We start from the raw sequence: 17,616 nt of genomic DNA, 5'->3' as shown, positions 1-17,616 counted from the left end.
CGAGCTTATTTCAAACAAACATTCTTTTTAACACCAGCATCATGACGATTAGAAAAGGATTTGCAAGCGACAATAATTCGGGAATCCACCCGACCATTTTAAAGTCCATTGAAGCAGCCAACCAAGGCCATGTTACAGGTTACGGAAACGACCCGTATACAGAAAAGGCAGTGGCGCTTTTCAAAGAACGATTTGGCGACGACACCGAAGTGTTTTTTGTATTTAACGGAACCGGCGCCAATGTTCTCGGCCTATCAACAGTGACGCAAAGTTATCACTCGATCATCTGTGCCGAAACGGCGCATATCCAGGAAGACGAATGTGGCGCCGTGGAAAAATTCACCGGATGCAAACTGATTCCGGTAGAGCCTGTACAGGGAAAAGTAACTCCAGAGGCGGTACTCCCCCATTTGAAAGGTTTCGAATTTGAGCACCACTCTCAACCCCGGGTCATTTCCATTTCGCAGGTCACCGAAATGGGAACAGTTTACCAACCCAACGAGATTATCGCGCTGGCCGATCTAGCGCACAAACACAACATGTTTTTACACATGGACGGCGCACGAATTTCCAATGCAGCTGTGGCACTAAATATTGATTTCAGGGCTTTTACCCGCGACTGTGGGGTGGATGTACTCTCGTTTGGCGGAACCAAAAACGGAATGCTGTCGGGCGAAGCGGTACTGTTCTTTAACCCGGAACTGACAAAATACACCAAGTACATTCGCAAACAAAGTATGCAGCTGTATTCCAAAATGCGTTTTGTTGGAGCACAATTCCAGGCCTATTTCAGCGATGATTTGTGGAAACAAAATGCCAGTCATTCCAACCGAATGGCACAACTTTTAGAAAGTGAAGTAGCTAAAATTCCGGAAATAAAAATTACCCAACCGGTAGAAGCAAACGGTGTATTTGCCATCGTTCCTTCCAAGATTGTTGAGCCATTAAAAGAACAATTCTATTTCTATATGTGGGACGAAGCATGCAGCGAAGTGCGCTGGATGACTTCGTTTGACACCACTGAAGATGAGATTTATGATTTTGTAAAGCTGATAAAACAACTGTTAAAAACCGCATAGAAAGCTCGTTTTCAGTATTCAACTCTCCGAGATCTGAGTTACGGGGGGTAAACGCTAACAAAACAATAATAATGAGCCTGTTCCGATACTATCCAAGCAACCCGACAAAGCTGGACACCGAGTTGGAAAAGAAGATTTTTATTCACAGTCTTCTTTTTCCGGCAGCTTTTGTTCTGCTGATGTGGATCGTAAAACTGGTTGAAGTTACCGCTGGCCTCGATTTCACGCGTTACGGTATTTTTCCGCTGCATACCGACGGATTAAAAGGCATTTTGTTAGGGCCGTTCATTCATGCTGATTTTAGTCACCTGATTTCCAACTCGCTCCCGTTTTTCATACTGGGCTTTATGCTGGTTTATTTTTACCGGCGCATCACCTATCAGATCTTCTTTTTGTTGTACATACTGTCGGGGGTAAGCACTTGGCTGATAGGGCGCGAAGCCTGGCACATCGGTGCAAGTGGCGTTGTTTATGCGCTGGCGGCTTTTCATTTTGTAAGCGGAATTATTCGCAGCGATGTACGGCTGCTTACCCTCTCGGTGGTAGTGGTGTTCCTTTATGGCGGGCTGGTTTGGGGACTGCTTCCTATTCGCCCCGAAATATCGTGGGAAGGGCATTTGTCGGGAGCTATCTGGGGAGTCGTTCTGGCGTTTTATTACCGCAGGTACACTATCCGCCGCGAAAAATTCGACTGGGAAGAGGAAGAAGACGAAGAAGATTCTCCTGATTCGGATCAGGAAACAGACGAAAGCAAATCAGCCGACAGTACTTCCCTTCATTCTGTCCCTTAAGTCAGGAAAATTAAACATTATCGTCAATAAATAAAATGTATATTTGTCGTTCATCGAATTCCGCTCCGGGTTTGGACAGACTGATTAACAAAGAATATGGAGGGCAATAAATATTTTTTAAAACTGGTATTTACCTGGGGGCTTTCGCTTTTCATATTTCTTTATTCCGGTGCACAGGATTCCGGCCTTTTTAGCAGCCCGGCAAACAACCATCACACTTCGGTTTTTCACTCCACTGTTCCCGGCAAGTCATCATCTGCTCCGGCGCTTGACTCATCCCTGTTTTCGACTCCCTTACAGCACAGGGTTGAAATGGAAATCCGCCCCGGTTATATACTCCCCACCAATCCTTTTCTGAAAGGAGAAAACAACAGCGGAGATCCCATCAGGAGTTCTTTCTCGCAACACCTGAAATATTCTTTTCGTTTTTATCCGAATACTTATACCGACAAAATCTACGGGGCCGCATACCAGGGAATTGGATTGGCGCATTACCATTTGGGACAGGCAGAAGAATTGGGCAGCCCGTTTATGTTCTACCTGTTTCAGGGAGCCCGAATCAGCCAAATCAATCCCAAACTTTCATTAAATTACGAATGGAACTTTGGCTTGTCATTTGGGTGGAAACCATACGATTATGAGTTCAATCCCAACAATACGGTGATCGGGTCAAAATCGAATGCCTACATCAATACCAACTTTTATTTTAGCTGGATATTGTCGCGCAAACTGGATTTTAACGCCGGTGTTGCGCTAACCCATTTTTCCAACGGGAACACCAAATTTCCCAATGCAGGCTTGAACACTGTAGGAATGAAAGCCGGTCTGGTTTACAACTTCAACCGGAAAAACAACTCACATACGACGTCTTCCCAATTATCGATTCCTGACTTTCCGCGGCACATTAGTTACGACCTGGTGTTGTTTGGCTCGTGGCGGCGAACCGGCGTAGACTTTATGGATGCCCAGGTGGCATCGCCCGAAGCTTACCCCGTGCTGGGCTTTTGCTTTGCACCCATGTACAACTATGGCTATAAACTCAGGCTGGGAGTTTCGCTGGATGGGTTTTACGATGGCAGTGCCAATGTTTACACACAGGATTACATCGTTGGTACCGAACAGGAGTTTTTCAAGCCTCCACTCCATGAGCAGCTGGCATTGGGAATATCCGGAAGGGTGGAATATGTGATGCCCTATTTTACGGTTGGGCTGGGGCTGGGTAAAAATGTGCTTTGCAGCGAAGGCGACATGCAGGCGCTTTACCAGATACTTGCCCTGAAAGTTGAAATCACCCGAAGCTCCTTTGTTCACATCGGTTACAGCCTTCAGGACTTTCACACACCCAACTTTTTGATGCTGGGGCTCGGCTTCAGGCTAAACAACCAATACCCCACGTTTTACAGGAAATAGACCATTCAATTCAGCCTCAACCATTTCGTTCAAACGGCAAAATTCAGAAACGGAAATTTGGTAACACTTATTTCACAATTCTTTTAAGTTTTACTCAATACAAAAACAAGTTTATTGGTATTCAAAAAAAGGTGTAATTTTGCAGAAAAATATACCACGAAGTTCATTAGAATGATTAGTAGAAGGATTATCCGTACCAAGGTGTTACAAGTGTTGTACGCCTATTACTCGACAGAGGAGAAATCAATCAACACCACAGAAAAAGAACTCTTTTTCTGTATCCACAAGGCCTACGACCTGTATCACTACCTGTTTTATCTGGTAATTGAGATTGCGGATTATGCCGAAAACAGGATCGAAATTAAAAAGAACAAACACCAGCCGACTTACGAGGATCTGCATCCGAACACCAAGTTTATTTCCAATCAGGTAATTGCACAATTGCGCAACAACCGCCAGTTAATCACTTATTTAGATCAGAAAAAACTACACTGGAAAGACAATCCGGAGCTGATCAAGGAATTGTACCTATTGATGACCGACTCGGAATCGTACAATGGTTACATGAGCGACAAAACACGTTCGTACCTCGACGACCGCAAATTCATCGAGAAACTGTTTAACAAGGTGATCCTGGTTTCGGAAGACCTGTACAACGTGCTGGAAGAAAAAAGCATTTACTGGAACGACGACGTGGAGTTTGTTATCTCGATGATCACCAAAACGCTGAAACGTTTCCACGAGCTGACGGATGCAGACCAGAAACTGATGCCCTTGTTCAAAGACGAGGAAGACCGCCAGTTTACAAAAGACCTGTTTCGCAAGTCGGTTTTGAACCACGATGAATTACGCGAACTTATCAAGGAGCACTCGAACAACTGGGACGTTGAACGTATTGCATTCATGGACATCCTGATCATGCAGCTGGCCATTACCGAATTCCTTTATTTTCCGACAATTCCGACCAAAGTATCGCTGAACGAGTACATTGAGTTATCGAAATTCTATAGTACCGAGAAGAGCCGGAATTTTATCAACGGTATCCTGGACAAAACGCTGAAAGACCTGAAGCGCACCGAAAAAGTGACCAAAGCAGGCAGAGGATTGATCGGGGAAGAATGAGGTATATCGCAGGCATACTGATAATAACACTGGCTGTTTCGTGTTCGCTGGGAAAGAAGCGGGAAGACAAAACCACTGACAAATCAGTTGCGGATAAAGAAACGACCATCGTTTTTGATACCGATGTTTATGATTTCGGAACCTTGAAAGCCGGCGAAATGGTGGTGTGTACCTTTACATTTACCAACACCGGAACGGCTGATTACCGGATCAAAAACATCGAAACAGAGTGCGGATGTATCGAGGTACAATTTCCGCAGGAGGCCGTAAAACCGGGGCGAACAGGAAATATCGAGGTTGAATTCGATTCTTCAGGAATGGTTGGCCGCGAATACAAGACAATTGAAATTCATGGAAATAGCAAGGAATTAAAACATTTAGCTATTTTTGCCCAAGTCGAAAACGATTTATTGAAAATTAAATATTAAAAAATTACGACATGTTGAATAGTATTTTGTTAATGATGCAACCCACCGAAGGTGCGGAAGCTAACCCACTGATGAGTTTCCTCCCCCTGTTGCTGATCATTGTAGTATTTTACTTTTTTATGATCCGCCCGCAGGTAAAACGCCAGAAAGAAACCCGCAAGTTTCGCGAGTCGTTGGCTAAAGGCGACAAAGTAGTAACTACCGGAGGTATTTACGGTAAAATTGCCGAGGTGAAAGAAACGCATGTAGTTCTTGAAATTGCAAAAGACGTTGAGATCAAAGTGGATAAAGCAGGTATCATTAAAGATATGAGCGACGCTCAACCGCAACGCTAGTAGTATTTGAAGCAAAAAAACAGGGTTGATCATTTTGTGATCAACCCTGTTTTTTATGCAGTATAACGTCTCACTTTACCTGCTGCAACACAATAACCTTCTCTCCGGCACTTAGAAGGTCGTCTGTATGAAACGGCCTCACTATACCTTCTTCATTTTCGATAAGTACCGGTAAGAAATCGTCGTTGAGTGCCGCCTTCTTCCTCCACTTTTCGGCGCTTATCTCCTCCTGAATGGCCACACTGCTTTCGGTTACCTTGTGATGTGTCATTTTATGCGCCCAGTCGTCCAGCACAGCACTGGAAGAAAACAGTATTTGGGCATTGGATTTCGGCCCACTTTCGTCCCCAGTTTTTAATTCGGGTTCCGCAACTGCCACAAAAACACCGGGCACCAAAAACGATTTCCGCACCAACTCTCCCACGCGCAGGTTTACCTGGCTGTTGGCCGTTAATCCCATAAACAGGGCGATATTTTCCGGAGACGATTCGGCCAGTACATCCTCATTTAAAGCATTTCCCTGGATACACCTGAATCCCTGCTCGCGGGCCTGGCTCACCAGTTCCTGGTTGTTATCGATCAAAGTAACCGGCTGCTTTTTTGCAAAATATTTTGCCAGCAACAAACTTAAAGGATTCACACCCAGAATTAACACTCCGTTGCGCTGATCCATGTACACCAGTTCTCCTCGTTTCCGCAGCCACTTTGTTGTCCAACTTAGTAATACGGGAACCGTGAGCGTGGTAAATATGGCCATAAATACCAGGATGGAGAAAATGGTTTTGTCGATGATCCCCATTCCCAAACCTATCTCGGCAATAATGATCTCGACCGCTCCCCGGCCGTTCATTCCGGTACCAATTGTCAGGCCTTCGCGCCAGCCATTTTTCGAAGGCAGATAAAACAACGCCGTGCCAACAATCTTTCCGACAATTGCCAATCCGGTAATCAGCAGCAATAAACCAAGGTCGGTCTTAAACACCGACACATCTACAAAAAATCCGGCCGACACAAAAAAGACAGGCGCCATGAATCCGATGGAAACATCGTAAAAGGCTTTGTTTAATTCTTTGGAAACATTTTTTGGGAAAAGATTCCCCTTCAAAAACAGCCCGGCCATAAAGGCTCCCAAAATACTGTGCATCCCTGCCAGTTCAGCAAGCTCGCAATACCCGAATGTAACAATCAGAATAAGCGTAAAAAACGTGGTGCTGTTGTTGATCTTCGATTTTGAAATATAGGTTCCCAGGCGTGGAAGTAAAAACGATCCGACTGCAATGGTCACCCCAAAGAATGCCAATATTTTCAAACTGATAATCAACAGCTCTTTTATGCTGACCACATTGGTTTCTGCAAAATTTGTGATGCCCGAAAATATCACCAGCGCCAGCGTATCCGAAATTAAAGCACCGGCCATCAGCACATAGGCAATGCGGGTATTCAGCAACTTTAAATCAATCAGGATACGACTTTTGGTGGCCAGCGAAGTAACCCCGATGGCAATGGCCACAAACAGCCCTGAAATGGGAGTTCCGCCGTAGGCGACAATGGTGTAATACCCCAGCACAAAAGGGACAAAAAATCCACCGATGGCAGCCAGCAATCCGGGCCAGGATGCTTTTTTCAAATCATGAAAATCGATTTCCATGCCAATGTAAACCATCAGCAAAATGATCCCGATCTCCGATAAAACCTTAATTGACTCCGTATATTCCAGAAAGCCCAGCATACTCGGACCGAGGATGATTCCGATCAGCAATTCTCCCAAAATAGCCGGATACCCGATTTTGCGTATCAACAAGCCGCCCATGTATGCAGAAAGCAAAACGGCGGCAATATTTAAAATGTTAATGTGAAATTCTTCCATAAATGTTAGACCTTTACTACCCTTCCCACAATATAAGAAAATTCCGCAATTAAGACATGGAGGTACGATTTAAGTCTAACATAATTTTTCAGAAAAAAGACAAACAAAAGGGCTGGCCACTTCTAGCAACCAACCCTACTGAATAGTATATTGTAACTTCTGTTTCTTAAACGTTGAAGCGGAAGTGCATGATATCTCCATCCTGCACCACATATTCCTTTCCTTCGATCGACATTTTACCGGCTTCCTTACAGGCCTGTTCAGAACCTAAAGTAATGAAGTCGTTGTAACCGATCACCTCGGCCCGGATAAATCCTTTTTCAAAATCGGAGTGGATCACCCCGGCAGCCTGTGGTGCTTTGCATCCTCTTTTGAATGTCCAGGCACGCACCTCTTTTACACCGGCGGTAAAGTAAGTCTCCAACTGAAGCAATTTGTACGCAGCACGGATCAGTTTGCTAACACCCGATTCTTTCAAGCCCAGGTCGTCCAAAAACATCTGACGCTCGTCGTAATCCTCCAGCTCGGCAATATCTGCTTCGGTGGCAGCAGCAATCATCAGCATTTCTGCATTTTCATCTTTAATGGCTTCTTTTACCGTATCCACATGCTTATTTCCTTTCAATACGGAAGGTTCATCCACGTTACAAACGTACAGAATCGGCTTATTGGTCAGCAGCTGCAAGCCTTTTACAAGCGCTTCATCTGTAGGATCAACCTCAACGGTGCGCGCCGATTTCCCCTGCATTAAAACATCTTTGTAGGTAGAAAGGATGCGGTACAGTCGTTTGGCTTCCTGGTCGTTACCCGTTTTGGCCTGTTTTTCCACTTTGGCAATCCGGCTTTCAACAGTTTCCAGGTCTTTTAACTGCAACTCAACATCAATGGTTTCCTTGTCGCGTACCGGGTCAATGTTTCCGTCAACATGCGTGATGTTGTCGTTCTCGAAACACCGCAGCACGTGAATAATAGCATCGGTTTCGCGTATGTTTCCCAGGAATTTGTTTCCCAAACCTTCTCCTTTACTGGCGCCTTTCACCAATCCTGCAATATCAACAATCTCAACCGTTGTTGGCACCACACGCTGCGGCTTTACCAACGACTCCAATTTTGTTAATCTCTCATCCGGAACCGTAATCACGCCAACATTGGGTTCTATCGTACAAAAAGGAAAATTTGCCGACTGAGCTTTTGCACTCGACAAACAATTAAACAAAGTTGATTTCCCCACGTTTGGCAAACCAACGATTCCACATTTCAAAGCCATTCTACTCGATTAAAAATTTGCGCTGCAAAGGTAATTTTTTTTTGATTTTAAATACCTATTGCTGGAATACCGAAGCAACAAGCTTATTGTTGTTAATACAGCATAATTAAAAATTAAACATTGAATAAAACGTAGCGATTCGCTACATTTGCGGAAACATCAAGCCTATGATACTCAAAAACCTTTCGATCGACTGTGTAATCTTTGGATTTAAGGACAATAAATTGAATGTGTTACTGTGGCAGGCAGAACCGGAATTGTTGGAGAAATATTTAATATCCAAAGAGGAGTATCAACAGCTAAAAGAGATCTTTGAAAAAAACCCCGCGTTAAAATCGGATAAATACTGGGGCTTGATCGGAACACATTTACCGGTTGAAGAAGACCTGGATGTGTATGCAAAAAAAATACTAGAGGTTGCCACCGGCTTAAAAGGTATTTACCTGAAACAATTCAAAACCTTTGGAGACGCAGGCAGGATTCCGCACATGCGCGTTTTAACCGTTGCCTATTATGCGCTTATCAATCCTGAATACCACGACCTTGAGCTATCTCCCATTGCAAAAGCCGTGAGATGGTTCGATATTGACCAGCTACCCGAAGTAATCTTCGACGTTAAGGAAATTATACTGAAAGCGCTAAAAACACTTCGCGAAGAAGTAAAATACCACCCGGTTGGGTTTCATATGTTGCCCGATAAATTTACCCTGACGGAATTACAGACGCTTTACGAGGTAATTCTGGATAAAAAACTGGACACCCGGAATTTCAGAAAAAAAATACAAAACATGGGTTTACTGGTCGACACCGGCGAAAAACAAACCAATGTTGCCCACCGTGCCGCCAAGCTTTATTCCTTCGATCTGGAAATTTACCACCAGCTCAGGGAGGAAGGACTTAATTTTAGTATTTAAATCATTAAACCTTCCCCGGCAAACCGTGTCATAGTGGAAGTTGTATTATGCCGGATAACGATCAACATATTATCGCAGACCTGAAAGACGAAAACAAGAGGAATCTTGCTTTTCATATGCTGGTGAAGACATACCAGGAACGCCTGTACTGGCATATCAGGAAGATAGTTTTAAACCATGACGATGCCGACGATGTGCTGCAAAATACCTTTATGAAAGTGTGGCGCAACATCGACACATTCAGGGAAGAATCCAGTTTGTTTACCTGGCTTTACCGGATCGCCACCAACGAATCAATTACATTTCTTAATTCAAAAAAAAGGAAAAGCCTGTTACCGCTAAACGAAGAAAGCGAGTACCTGCTTGAAAACCTGGCATCAGATCCTTATTTCGAAGGGGATAAAATTCAGCTAAAACTGCAGGAAGCAATCGTACGCCTTCCTGAAAAACAACGATTGGTTTTTAACATGAAATATTTTGATGAAATGAAATACGATGACATGGCCGAAATCTTGGACACTTCGGTGGGTGCGCTAAAAGCATCGTACCACCATGCCGTAAAAAAAGTAGAGGAATTTTTAAAGAACAATGATTAAACGACCGTGTTAAACCTTTTTAAAAATGGACAGTCAATATAACAAATGAGGGATGATGGATGAAATGAGAAATAACGCGCCAAAATTGTCAGAAATAAAAAAGGAGAATCCGTTTGGAACTCCCGATCAGTATTTCGATGATTTTTCTGCCCGTCTTCATACCAGGATGGCAGCAGAAGCACAATCCTCCGCTCCCCAAAAATCACGAATCTTTCAGCTGCTAAAACCAGCCTTGGGACTGGCTGCAAGTTTTGCCGTGGTGGTTATGCTGGTATACGTTCCCTTACGCTTATTTATGCCCAAAGAAATAAACCAGGTGGCGCAGACAAGCGATACAAGCGATGCCGGTTTCCTGAATATCATTGAAAAAATTGATGAAGAATCGTTTGTTGCCTTACTGAATGATACCGAGTCGGAAGATGAATTTACGAACGATGAACTGGCTCTTTATGTAAGTGCCAATTTCAGTGACTATGAACTTTATGAAAATCTAACAAATAAATAGTATGATAAATAAGACGCTATATATCGTAAGCCTTACCCTCCTGTTTCTTGTGCAGTCGGTTGTGGTGCTTGCCCAACACGACAAATCGGACAGGTGGGAAAAATTCAGGGCCGAGAAAGTCTCTTTTTTAACAGACAAACTCGATCTGACACCGGAAGAAGCCCAGAGCTTTTGGCCTGTCTACAACAAAATGGAGAAAGAAAGAATGGATGCACAAATGGCTCGCCGCGAGCTTGAAAAACAAGTGCGCGATGCTGCTGAAACCATGTCCGATAAAGAAATCATAAAACTTACCCGCGAATTTGCCCAGAAAATGGACGAAGAAGGAACACTTGCCACAAAATACAATGAGCAATTTCTGAAAATTCTTCCTCCGCAAAAAGTTTTGAAGATGTATAAAGCCGAGGGCGAATTCAGAATGTATATGTTCCGGAAATACCGCGATCAGCGGGAAGGTGACACTAAAAAAGATTAATCCTGCAAAAAACAGGGAAACCAACTTAGTTTCTTTTTTGCACTATCTCATAGATATGTTATTAGGTTAATAAACCGCCGGCCAATACCGGCGGTTTTCTTTTACCGAAAACTTTCCGTTTTAGGATAAAAATCCCCGTTCCCGTTGTATTTTTGGAATACATCTTTGTTTGATTACATTTGTGTCGCGATGGCAGAAATTAGTATCAATATTGTTGCGTTCGATATTCCATATCCGGCTGATTACGGGGGCAGCATCGACATTTTTTACAAGTTAAAAGCGCTTCATGCGAATGGTGTTCAAATCATTCTCCACTGTTTTAAGTACAACAAAAGTGAACAACCTGAACTGGAGAAGTACTGTCAAAAAGTAATTTACTACAAAAGGCAAAAAGGCATCCGTTTTCTTTTTTCGCGGCTTCCGTACATTGTGATAACCCGAAAGAATAAGCAGCTGTTAAAAAACCTCTCTGCCAACGATTACCCGATTTTATTCGAAGGCCTGCATTCGTGCTACTATTTAAACGCCCGAAAGCTGAGGGAACGACGTAAAATTGTGCGTATGCACAACATCGAACACGACTATTACAAAGGCCTGCACGATGCATCCGTCGATTTTTTCAGGCGAATTTATTACGGAATGGAAAGCCGTAAACTAAAACGATACGAGCGGGTGCTGAAACACGCGTCACAAATCATCAGCATTATATTCGACGATCAAAGGTATTTCGAAAATAAATACGGAAAAACGCTGTGCATACCGGCCTTTCACCCCTTTGATAACATCACCGTGGAACCGGGAAAAGGATCGTACTTTCTGTACCACGGGAACCTGTCGGTAGAGGAAAATCAGAAAGCTGTCCGGTTCCTGTTGTACGAAGTTTTTAACCACCTCGACACGAAACTGATCATTGCCGGAAAGAATCCGGAAAAGGACATTGAAAACAGGGCCAACAAACTCGAAAACGTGGAGTTGATTGCCAATCCGTCGGAGGAAAAAATGTACGAACTGCTAAAGAATGCACAGGGCTGTGTATTGCCCACCTTCCAGGACACAGGGCTAAAGCTCAAGCTACTGATATCACTATTTTCGTCTAGGTTTGTGCTGGCCAACAACACAATGGTAAAACACACCGCGCTCGCCGATTCGTGTGAGATTGCCTATACCGCCAGTGAGTTTAAAAACGCCATACGTGACCTTGCCAACCAGGAATTCACAGCAGAAATGGTTGAGCAACGCGTTCGTAAACTCCAGAAATTTACCAATGAGTACAACAGTGCTGAACTGATTAAAACAATCACCAACGAATGAGCAGATATTTAATCGCCCTACTGCTACTCGTTCCTGTAAAGATTTTACTGGCACAGGAATACAGGATTGAAGTTGAATTACCCAATGAAGCAGGAAAACAAGTCAGGCTGGCTTACCATTATCTCGACAAACTGTACGCTGCCGACACCACCCTACTCGACAACAAAGGCTACGGCGTATTCGCAGGCGACTCCATACTGACGCAAGGACTTTATAAAATACTGATCGACGAACAGCATCATTTTGATTTTCTACTGGGAGCCGATCAGCAATTTCACCTGTACAATGCAGGCATCACTTCTGCCGAAATGAAAATAAAAGGCTCGGAGGAGGCAGAAGCCTTTGTGGATTATTTGGTCTTTTTAGAAAGCCTGAAAACCAAAAGCAGTCAACTAAAAGAGAGCTATAAAAAAGCCGGAGAAAGTGAGAAAAAGGAAATTCAAAACGAATTACAGGGTTTAAACACGGAAATGAAGGACTATTGGAAAAAAATCAACCAACAACTTCCCGGTTCATTTCTTTACAAATTCCTGGTTGCCAACGAGGTTCCCCGGCTCGACACGTCTACCTTACCGCTTGATATTCAGCAAAACGATTCCTTGCTGTTACTGGCGCAGTTTCGCTATCAATTAGAGCATTACTGGGATAATTTTGACTATACCGATGAGCGGATGCTTCTTACTCCGTTTTACAAGCCCAAACTCGAAACATGGTTTACCAAGGTTCTATACCCCACCTACGATTCTGTAAAGCCCTATGTTTACCGTTTCCTGGACCAGGTTGAACCCAATCCGCGCATTTTCCAGTATGCCGCTTCGTATTTTCTGAATTCTGCCATCAACAGCAATATTCTTGGCATGGATGCTTTGTTTGTGGATCTGGCCAACGATTACTACCTCAACGGGAAAGCGTTCTGGGCCTCAGAATCTACCATCGAAAAAGTAAGAGAAAATGTGTTATTCATGAAAAATAACCTGCTTGGGAAAACAGCGCCCGATCTCACCCTCGAAAGCTACGAAGGAGAATACATCAACCTTCACCAGGTTGAAGCCAAAATAACTGTCTTGGTGATCTATGAGCCCCATTGCGGCCATTGCAAAGTGTTTGTTCCGCAGTTGTACAACGAGGTTTTCCTGCCAAACAAAGATAAGGGCCTGGAAGTGTTTGCCATTTATTCGATGGACAAACGCGAAGAATGGTCCGAATTTTTGGTTGAACACAATATGTTCGATTGGATCAATGTATGGGACGAGTATCACACCTCCCGCTTCAAAGTTTTATACGATGCAAGAAAAACACCCGGAGTGTATATTCTCGATCACGATAAAAAGATTATTGCCAAGAAACTTGATATCGAGCAGTTAAAGCAATTAATGGCCGACACCTTGAATTGAGTATTTATTCATTTATTGACAAACCACATTCTTTCTGATGCATTTAAGAATCCAATGTGCATCACCGAGGTCAGTTTTTAAAACGTGACAATTGACACCTCCAAAAACGAAGTCGTTTCGTTGGAAATCACTTTTCCACCAATCTTAAAAACCGAATTTACCATGGCTTTTTAAGGGGCAAAAAGCAAAAATTTAAAACTTTGGCTGTGTTATTTCATCCTTTCCTTTTGTAACTTAGTAGAAAAACGCTGCTTATGTTGCAAAAGATCCATCTAATTTTCCTGGCTCTTTTTTTTAGTTTGCAGTTAACTGCCCAGGACAATCCATCTTCCACACAAAAAATTAATGTTGCCGTTAGTCAGAAAGATTACGGGTATGTAATCTTTAACGATGATACTCTTTTTGTGTTGAAAGCCAATCTTGGACCTACCTCTCCGATAGAACGTGCCGCATTAATAAACAAACGACTGAAGCAATTACACAAGGAAAACCTTGCATTGACCGATTCTTTTCAGGCAATTGATGTGGGGCTTTACGCAATGTTGACTTACAAAGACACTCCCATTTTAAGTATAAGTGACGAAGATGCGGCGCTTGCACACCAAACCAGGCATGAGTTGATCAGAGTTTACCAGCAGGCCTTGCAAAGTGCATTTAAGGAGGATTTACGAAGCCGAAGTGCATGGTATTGGATTACACATGTTTTATATACTCTACTCACCTTTTTGGGGCTGTATGTTATTCTGTATTTGGTTAATCGCTTATTTAAATGGATCGATAACAAAGTGTTGCATTACCAGAAACTAATCAATGCACGCGTAACCTCTTATTTAAGATATCTGACACCGCGGGGACCGGAATACTTTGTTTCCTTTCTGCTCAAAATATTAAAAGTGGCCATTTGGGGCTTAATCCTGTTTTTGTACCTGCCTTTGTTGTTTGGCTTTCTGCCTTGGACCAAAGGCCTTGTCAGTGATTTTTATGCCTTTATATCCATCCCCATCAAACAGATATTTAATAGCTTATGGTTGTTCATCAGTGAGAAGCTCATCTATATTATTCTCATTTTCTTTGTTTCCAAGTACTTATTGAGGGTCGTTTCTTTTGTTTCCTCAGAGTTGTCATCCGGAAAACTAAAAATCAAAGGGTTTCACGAAGACTGGGCAAAGCCAACTTATAATATTGTACGGGTTCTTGTTCTTGCTTTCACGCTCGTTTTTATGTGGCCTTACATTCCGGGGTCACAGTCGGAAGCTTTCAAAGGAGTTTCCATCTTTTTGGGTATCTTGTTCTCACTAGGCTCTACTTCTGCTATTGCGAACATTGTTGCCGGAATTGTGATTACATATATGCGACCGTTTCAGCTGGGCGACCGCGTAAAAATTGGCGAAACCATTGGAGATGTAGTTGAAAAAAACCTTCTGGTAACAAGGGTAAAAACACTCAAAAACGAAGACATCACGATACCTAATTCAACCATAATTAATACGCACCTATGGAACTACTCTAAGAATGCAAGCCAAATGGGAATCATTCTGCATACAACCGTTACCATTGGTTACGATGTGCCTTACAGAGTGGTGACCGAATTATTGCTGAAAGCGGCCAAAAACACTCCGAACCTTACCCGCGAATTTAAGCCTTTTGTCCTGCAAAAGAATTTGAATGATTTTTATATTGAATACGAGTTGAACGTCTATACCAAACAGCCCGGTAAAATGATGCTGTTTTATTCCGAATTGCATAAAAGTATTGTGGATGAATTCAACAAGGCAGGTGTTGAAATTATGTCGCCACATTACTCTGCCTTTCGTAATGGTAACCAATCAACGGTTATTCCGCCCGATGAACCGCAAGTAAAAAAGAAAACTGGCTCTGCCAACACCAATAAAACGCAAACAAAAGAAAAGTAGATTCTCCTATTTAGACATCACCGAGAATTTCCGGGTAACAAACGAGTCGTTGTAATTAAAACGGATGATATATGTTCCGGGAGTGTTTCCCGACAGGTCGATCTGCACATTCTTCTCCCCCACACTTATTAGCGGCACATTTATTTCCTGTCCCAGCACATTATAAACGGCCACGGTTTCAATCACTATTTCCTGATCAGAAACAACATTAAGCACCGAATTTACCGGGTTTGGATACAGCCACACAGCTGCAGGGACTTTTACAATGGGCGTGTCAGTCAACTGGTCGAAATTACAGGCGATCAGCTCCATCACACTGGTAATTGCGCCCTGGTCGTTGCTTTCGAAGTTGTACCAGTCGCCGGTTCGTTTGTAGAAAAAGTTGTTTTCTTCGCCCGAATTCCGCAGCGATTGATACAGAACAAATGTATCCTGTGCCTGTACATTGCTGATATCAAAACCAACAAAGAAAGTTCCCACCGGCTCCACATCCGTATCAAAAGGAATGTAATTCATCGCATCTTTTGCCAGGCTTAGGATGTTTACATTTTTACTGTAGAGAACATTTTTGGGAGCATCGGTTCCCTCATACACCTTTACCGTAATTGAGCTGGTTGCTCCTGCTTTTTTGACAATTTTTCCGACTCCCAGCGAAACTCCCTTGACGGTTTCGCTACCGGAAACTGTAAATTGTTCTACGATTTCGGTGATTCCAACACTGTTGGTTCCTCCCCAGTATCCGGCAAAGCTACCTCCCGAAGTAATTCTAATATTCGCATGTTCGTCATTGTCATTCAGGTTGGTAAAAGCCCCGCAAAGATTTTCTCCCGAGTTAAACTGCTTCCCATCCAATGTGGAAACGTTCTTATTCAGCGGGTCGAGCCAGTATTTCACCTGTTTGGTAGTATCCGAACGATAGTCCCAGTAAACAGCAAAGTTTGCAAAATAATCGTTTATCGGAGTACTGCACACTGCCTGCCCTCCGGTTAAGGTTCCGATAAGCTGGCCTTTTGTATTGAAAAGACCACCACCCGAAGAACCGTTTTCGGTTACTCCTTCCTCCCATTTTGAAATTTTCAAAAAAGCATTCGGAGTGTATTCGCTTCTGAAATTTGATTTGGTTGGCGCATCATTATCAATCGCAATTTTTTTAACGTCTCCCTGCGGATGATGAATACTCACGCTCGAGTCGGGCAAAATACTGGAATGACTCCACCCCGCATAATAAGGCCGGTATGTTGGCGGAGGAATCAACGACATTTCAACCAAGGCAAAATCCAGGCTGTCATGTTGCGCCTTCATTTCCGCACCCGAGATCGAATTTCCCGGATCACCGTCGAGCGGTGCACAGTAAGGACTTTCATAATTGAAGGTATAGACGGCTGTTTCGGCAAACTCCCATTTATCGTAGCAATGGCCCGCCGACAAAATGTAAGGTTTTCCGTCTTCTGCCGTGTTATTAACAAGCGTACCGCTGCAAACCTCTGCACCGTCTTCGGTAGGCACAATCAGCCGGCAAACCGCATTCTTTATTTCAGCATACCTGTCAGCAATTGAGCAGTTCACATCAATGTTACAACTACCGGCCACCGTCCCTGTCGGGCGACGGTCGGATTTGATGATCCCAAGAAAATCATGGTTTACCCGTACAAGCTCAAAACTATTGGGCTTCCCCAATTTTTGCGGCACTTCGTATTGAATGGTGACTTCGTCGCCGGCCACCGGAGAAACCGCAAATTTCCGCGATGTTTTATTGTTTCGGGAAGTGTAGGCTCCCAGGTAGTGCTCTTCCTTTTCGTTGTACAAAAACAACCGGGCGCCATCCGGAAGCTGAAAATTATCAAAAATAAGAAACAACGATTGGGCACCTTCCGATTTAACCGTAAGCTTCCACACATTGTTACCTGCATTTGTCGGATACCAGTCGCCGGAGTTGTCTGGACTCAGCTGCACATGAAAACCATAAGCAAACTGCAAGCTCTTTAGCTCTCCTTTATCTGACAAGTTCTCTTCCATTATCGAATCAATGACGCTTTGCTTAACGGCCGGCATTTCCACCGCTCGGGCAACCGCACTTTTGGTTGAAATGACCTGCAAAGGATAGCCGCCTTCAGAAACCTGGGCAGCAGCAAAACGTGTATTAAAAAACAGGAAGGTTATTATTCCGGCAAGGAAAATGGCACTTCTCAACATCCGCAAAGATTTAATT

16 protein-coding genes are annotated in these 17,616 nt (G+C 43.4%); 13 read left to right on the top strand and 3 right to left on the bottom strand.

The features are described from left to right. Positions 1-41 precede the first annotated feature (41 nt). The 6 genes from INQ51_RS11185 (at position 42) to yajC (ending at position 5,165) form a co-directional block, all read left to right on the top strand. On the top strand, positions 42-1,079 hold the full coding sequence (locus INQ51_RS11185) for a threonine aldolase family protein (RefSeq protein WP_233378056.1): 1,038 nt from the start codon (positions 42-44) through the stop codon (positions 1,077-1,079). 71 nt (positions 1,080-1,150) lie between these two features. Further along, positions 1,151-1,870, top strand: coding sequence for a rhomboid family intramembrane serine protease (locus INQ51_RS11180; RefSeq protein ID WP_233378055.1), 720 nt, complete (start codon positions 1,151-1,153; stop codon positions 1,868-1,870). 96 nt (positions 1,871-1,966) lie between these two features. Then, positions 1,967-3,280, top strand: a complete 1,314-nt coding sequence (locus INQ51_RS11175; protein ID WP_233378054.1) for an acyloxyacyl hydrolase — start codon at positions 1,967-1,969, stop codon at positions 3,278-3,280. Positions 3,281-3,451: 171 nt separating this feature from the next. Continuing rightward, a complete protein-coding gene (gene nusB / locus INQ51_RS11170) occupies positions 3,452-4,402 on the top strand; it encodes a transcription antitermination factor NusB (protein ID WP_233378053.1) in 951 nt (316 codons plus the stop codon). After that, on the top strand, positions 4,399-4,830 hold the full coding sequence (locus INQ51_RS11165) for a DUF1573 domain-containing protein (protein ID WP_233378052.1): 432 nt from the start codon (positions 4,399-4,401) through the stop codon (positions 4,828-4,830). Before nusB ends, INQ51_RS11165 begins: the two co-directional genes overlap by 4 nt. A gap of 11 nt (positions 4,831-4,841) precedes the next feature. Continuing rightward, positions 4,842-5,165: a preprotein translocase subunit YajC gene (gene yajC / locus INQ51_RS11160; RefSeq protein ID WP_119440052.1), complete on the top strand. Its 324-nt coding sequence runs from the start codon at positions 4,842-4,844 to the stop codon at positions 5,163-5,165. Between the two features lie 70 nt (positions 5,166-5,235). On the opposite strand, the gene INQ51_RS11155 is transcribed toward yajC, so the two are convergent. Both INQ51_RS11155 and ychF read right to left on the bottom strand, forming a co-directional pair. Next, complete coding sequence (locus tag INQ51_RS11155) at positions 5,236-7,032, bottom strand: cation:proton antiporter (RefSeq protein ID WP_233378051.1); 1,797 nt, start codon at positions 7,030-7,032, stop codon at positions 5,236-5,238. A 166-nt stretch (positions 7,033-7,198) separates the two neighbouring features. Beyond that, complete coding sequence (gene ychF / locus INQ51_RS11150; protein WP_233378050.1) at positions 7,199-8,299, bottom strand: redox-regulated ATPase YchF; 1,101 nt, start codon at positions 8,297-8,299, stop codon at positions 7,199-7,201. 167 nt (positions 8,300-8,466) lie between these two features. Between ychF and INQ51_RS11145 the strand changes: the two genes are divergently transcribed. The 7 genes from INQ51_RS11145 (at position 8,467) to INQ51_RS11115 (ending at position 15,407) form a co-directional block, all read left to right on the top strand. Next, complete coding sequence (locus INQ51_RS11145) at positions 8,467-9,213, top strand: NUDIX hydrolase (protein ID WP_233378049.1); 747 nt, start codon at positions 8,467-8,469, stop codon at positions 9,211-9,213. A 47-nt stretch (positions 9,214-9,260) separates the two neighbouring features. Then, on the top strand, positions 9,261-9,809 hold the full coding sequence (locus INQ51_RS11140; protein ID WP_233378048.1) for an RNA polymerase sigma factor: 549 nt from the start codon (positions 9,261-9,263) through the stop codon (positions 9,807-9,809). A gap of 85 nt (positions 9,810-9,894) precedes the next feature. After that, positions 9,895-10,314: a hypothetical protein gene (locus INQ51_RS11135; protein WP_233378047.1), complete on the top strand. Its 420-nt coding sequence runs from the start codon at positions 9,895-9,897 to the stop codon at positions 10,312-10,314. A gap of 1 nt (position 10,315) precedes the next feature. Beyond that, on the top strand, positions 10,316-10,789 hold the full coding sequence (locus tag INQ51_RS11130) for a hypothetical protein (protein ID WP_233378046.1): 474 nt from the start codon (positions 10,316-10,318) through the stop codon (positions 10,787-10,789). A gap of 189 nt (positions 10,790-10,978) precedes the next feature. Continuing rightward, positions 10,979-12,100, top strand: a complete 1,122-nt coding sequence (locus INQ51_RS11125; protein ID WP_233378045.1) for a glycosyltransferase — start codon at positions 10,979-10,981, stop codon at positions 12,098-12,100. After that, on the top strand, positions 12,097-13,494 hold the full coding sequence (locus INQ51_RS11120) for a redoxin domain-containing protein (protein WP_233378044.1): 1,398 nt from the start codon (positions 12,097-12,099) through the stop codon (positions 13,492-13,494). Before INQ51_RS11125 ends, INQ51_RS11120 begins: the two co-directional genes overlap by 4 nt. A gap of 254 nt (positions 13,495-13,748) precedes the next feature. After that, a complete protein-coding gene (locus tag INQ51_RS11115) occupies positions 13,749-15,407 on the top strand; it encodes a mechanosensitive ion channel family protein (RefSeq protein ID WP_233378043.1) in 1,659 nt (552 codons plus the stop codon). A 6-nt stretch (positions 15,408-15,413) separates the two neighbouring features. Here INQ51_RS11115 and INQ51_RS11110 read toward each other — a convergent pair whose 3' ends face one another. Then, positions 15,414-17,600 (bottom strand): T9SS type A sorting domain-containing protein, encoded by a 2,187-nt coding sequence (locus INQ51_RS11110; protein ID WP_233378042.1) that lies wholly within the window; start codon positions 17,598-17,600, stop codon positions 15,414-15,416. Positions 17,601-17,616 lie beyond the last annotated feature (16 nt).

The sequence above is a fragment of the Maribellus sp. CM-23 genome (assembly GCF_021354595.1).
Lineage (GTDB): Bacteria > Bacteroidota > Bacteroidia > Bacteroidales > Prolixibacteraceae > Draconibacterium.
Note: the sequence above shows the minus strand (reverse complement) of the source record. Positions and strands in the feature narration are given on the sequence as shown.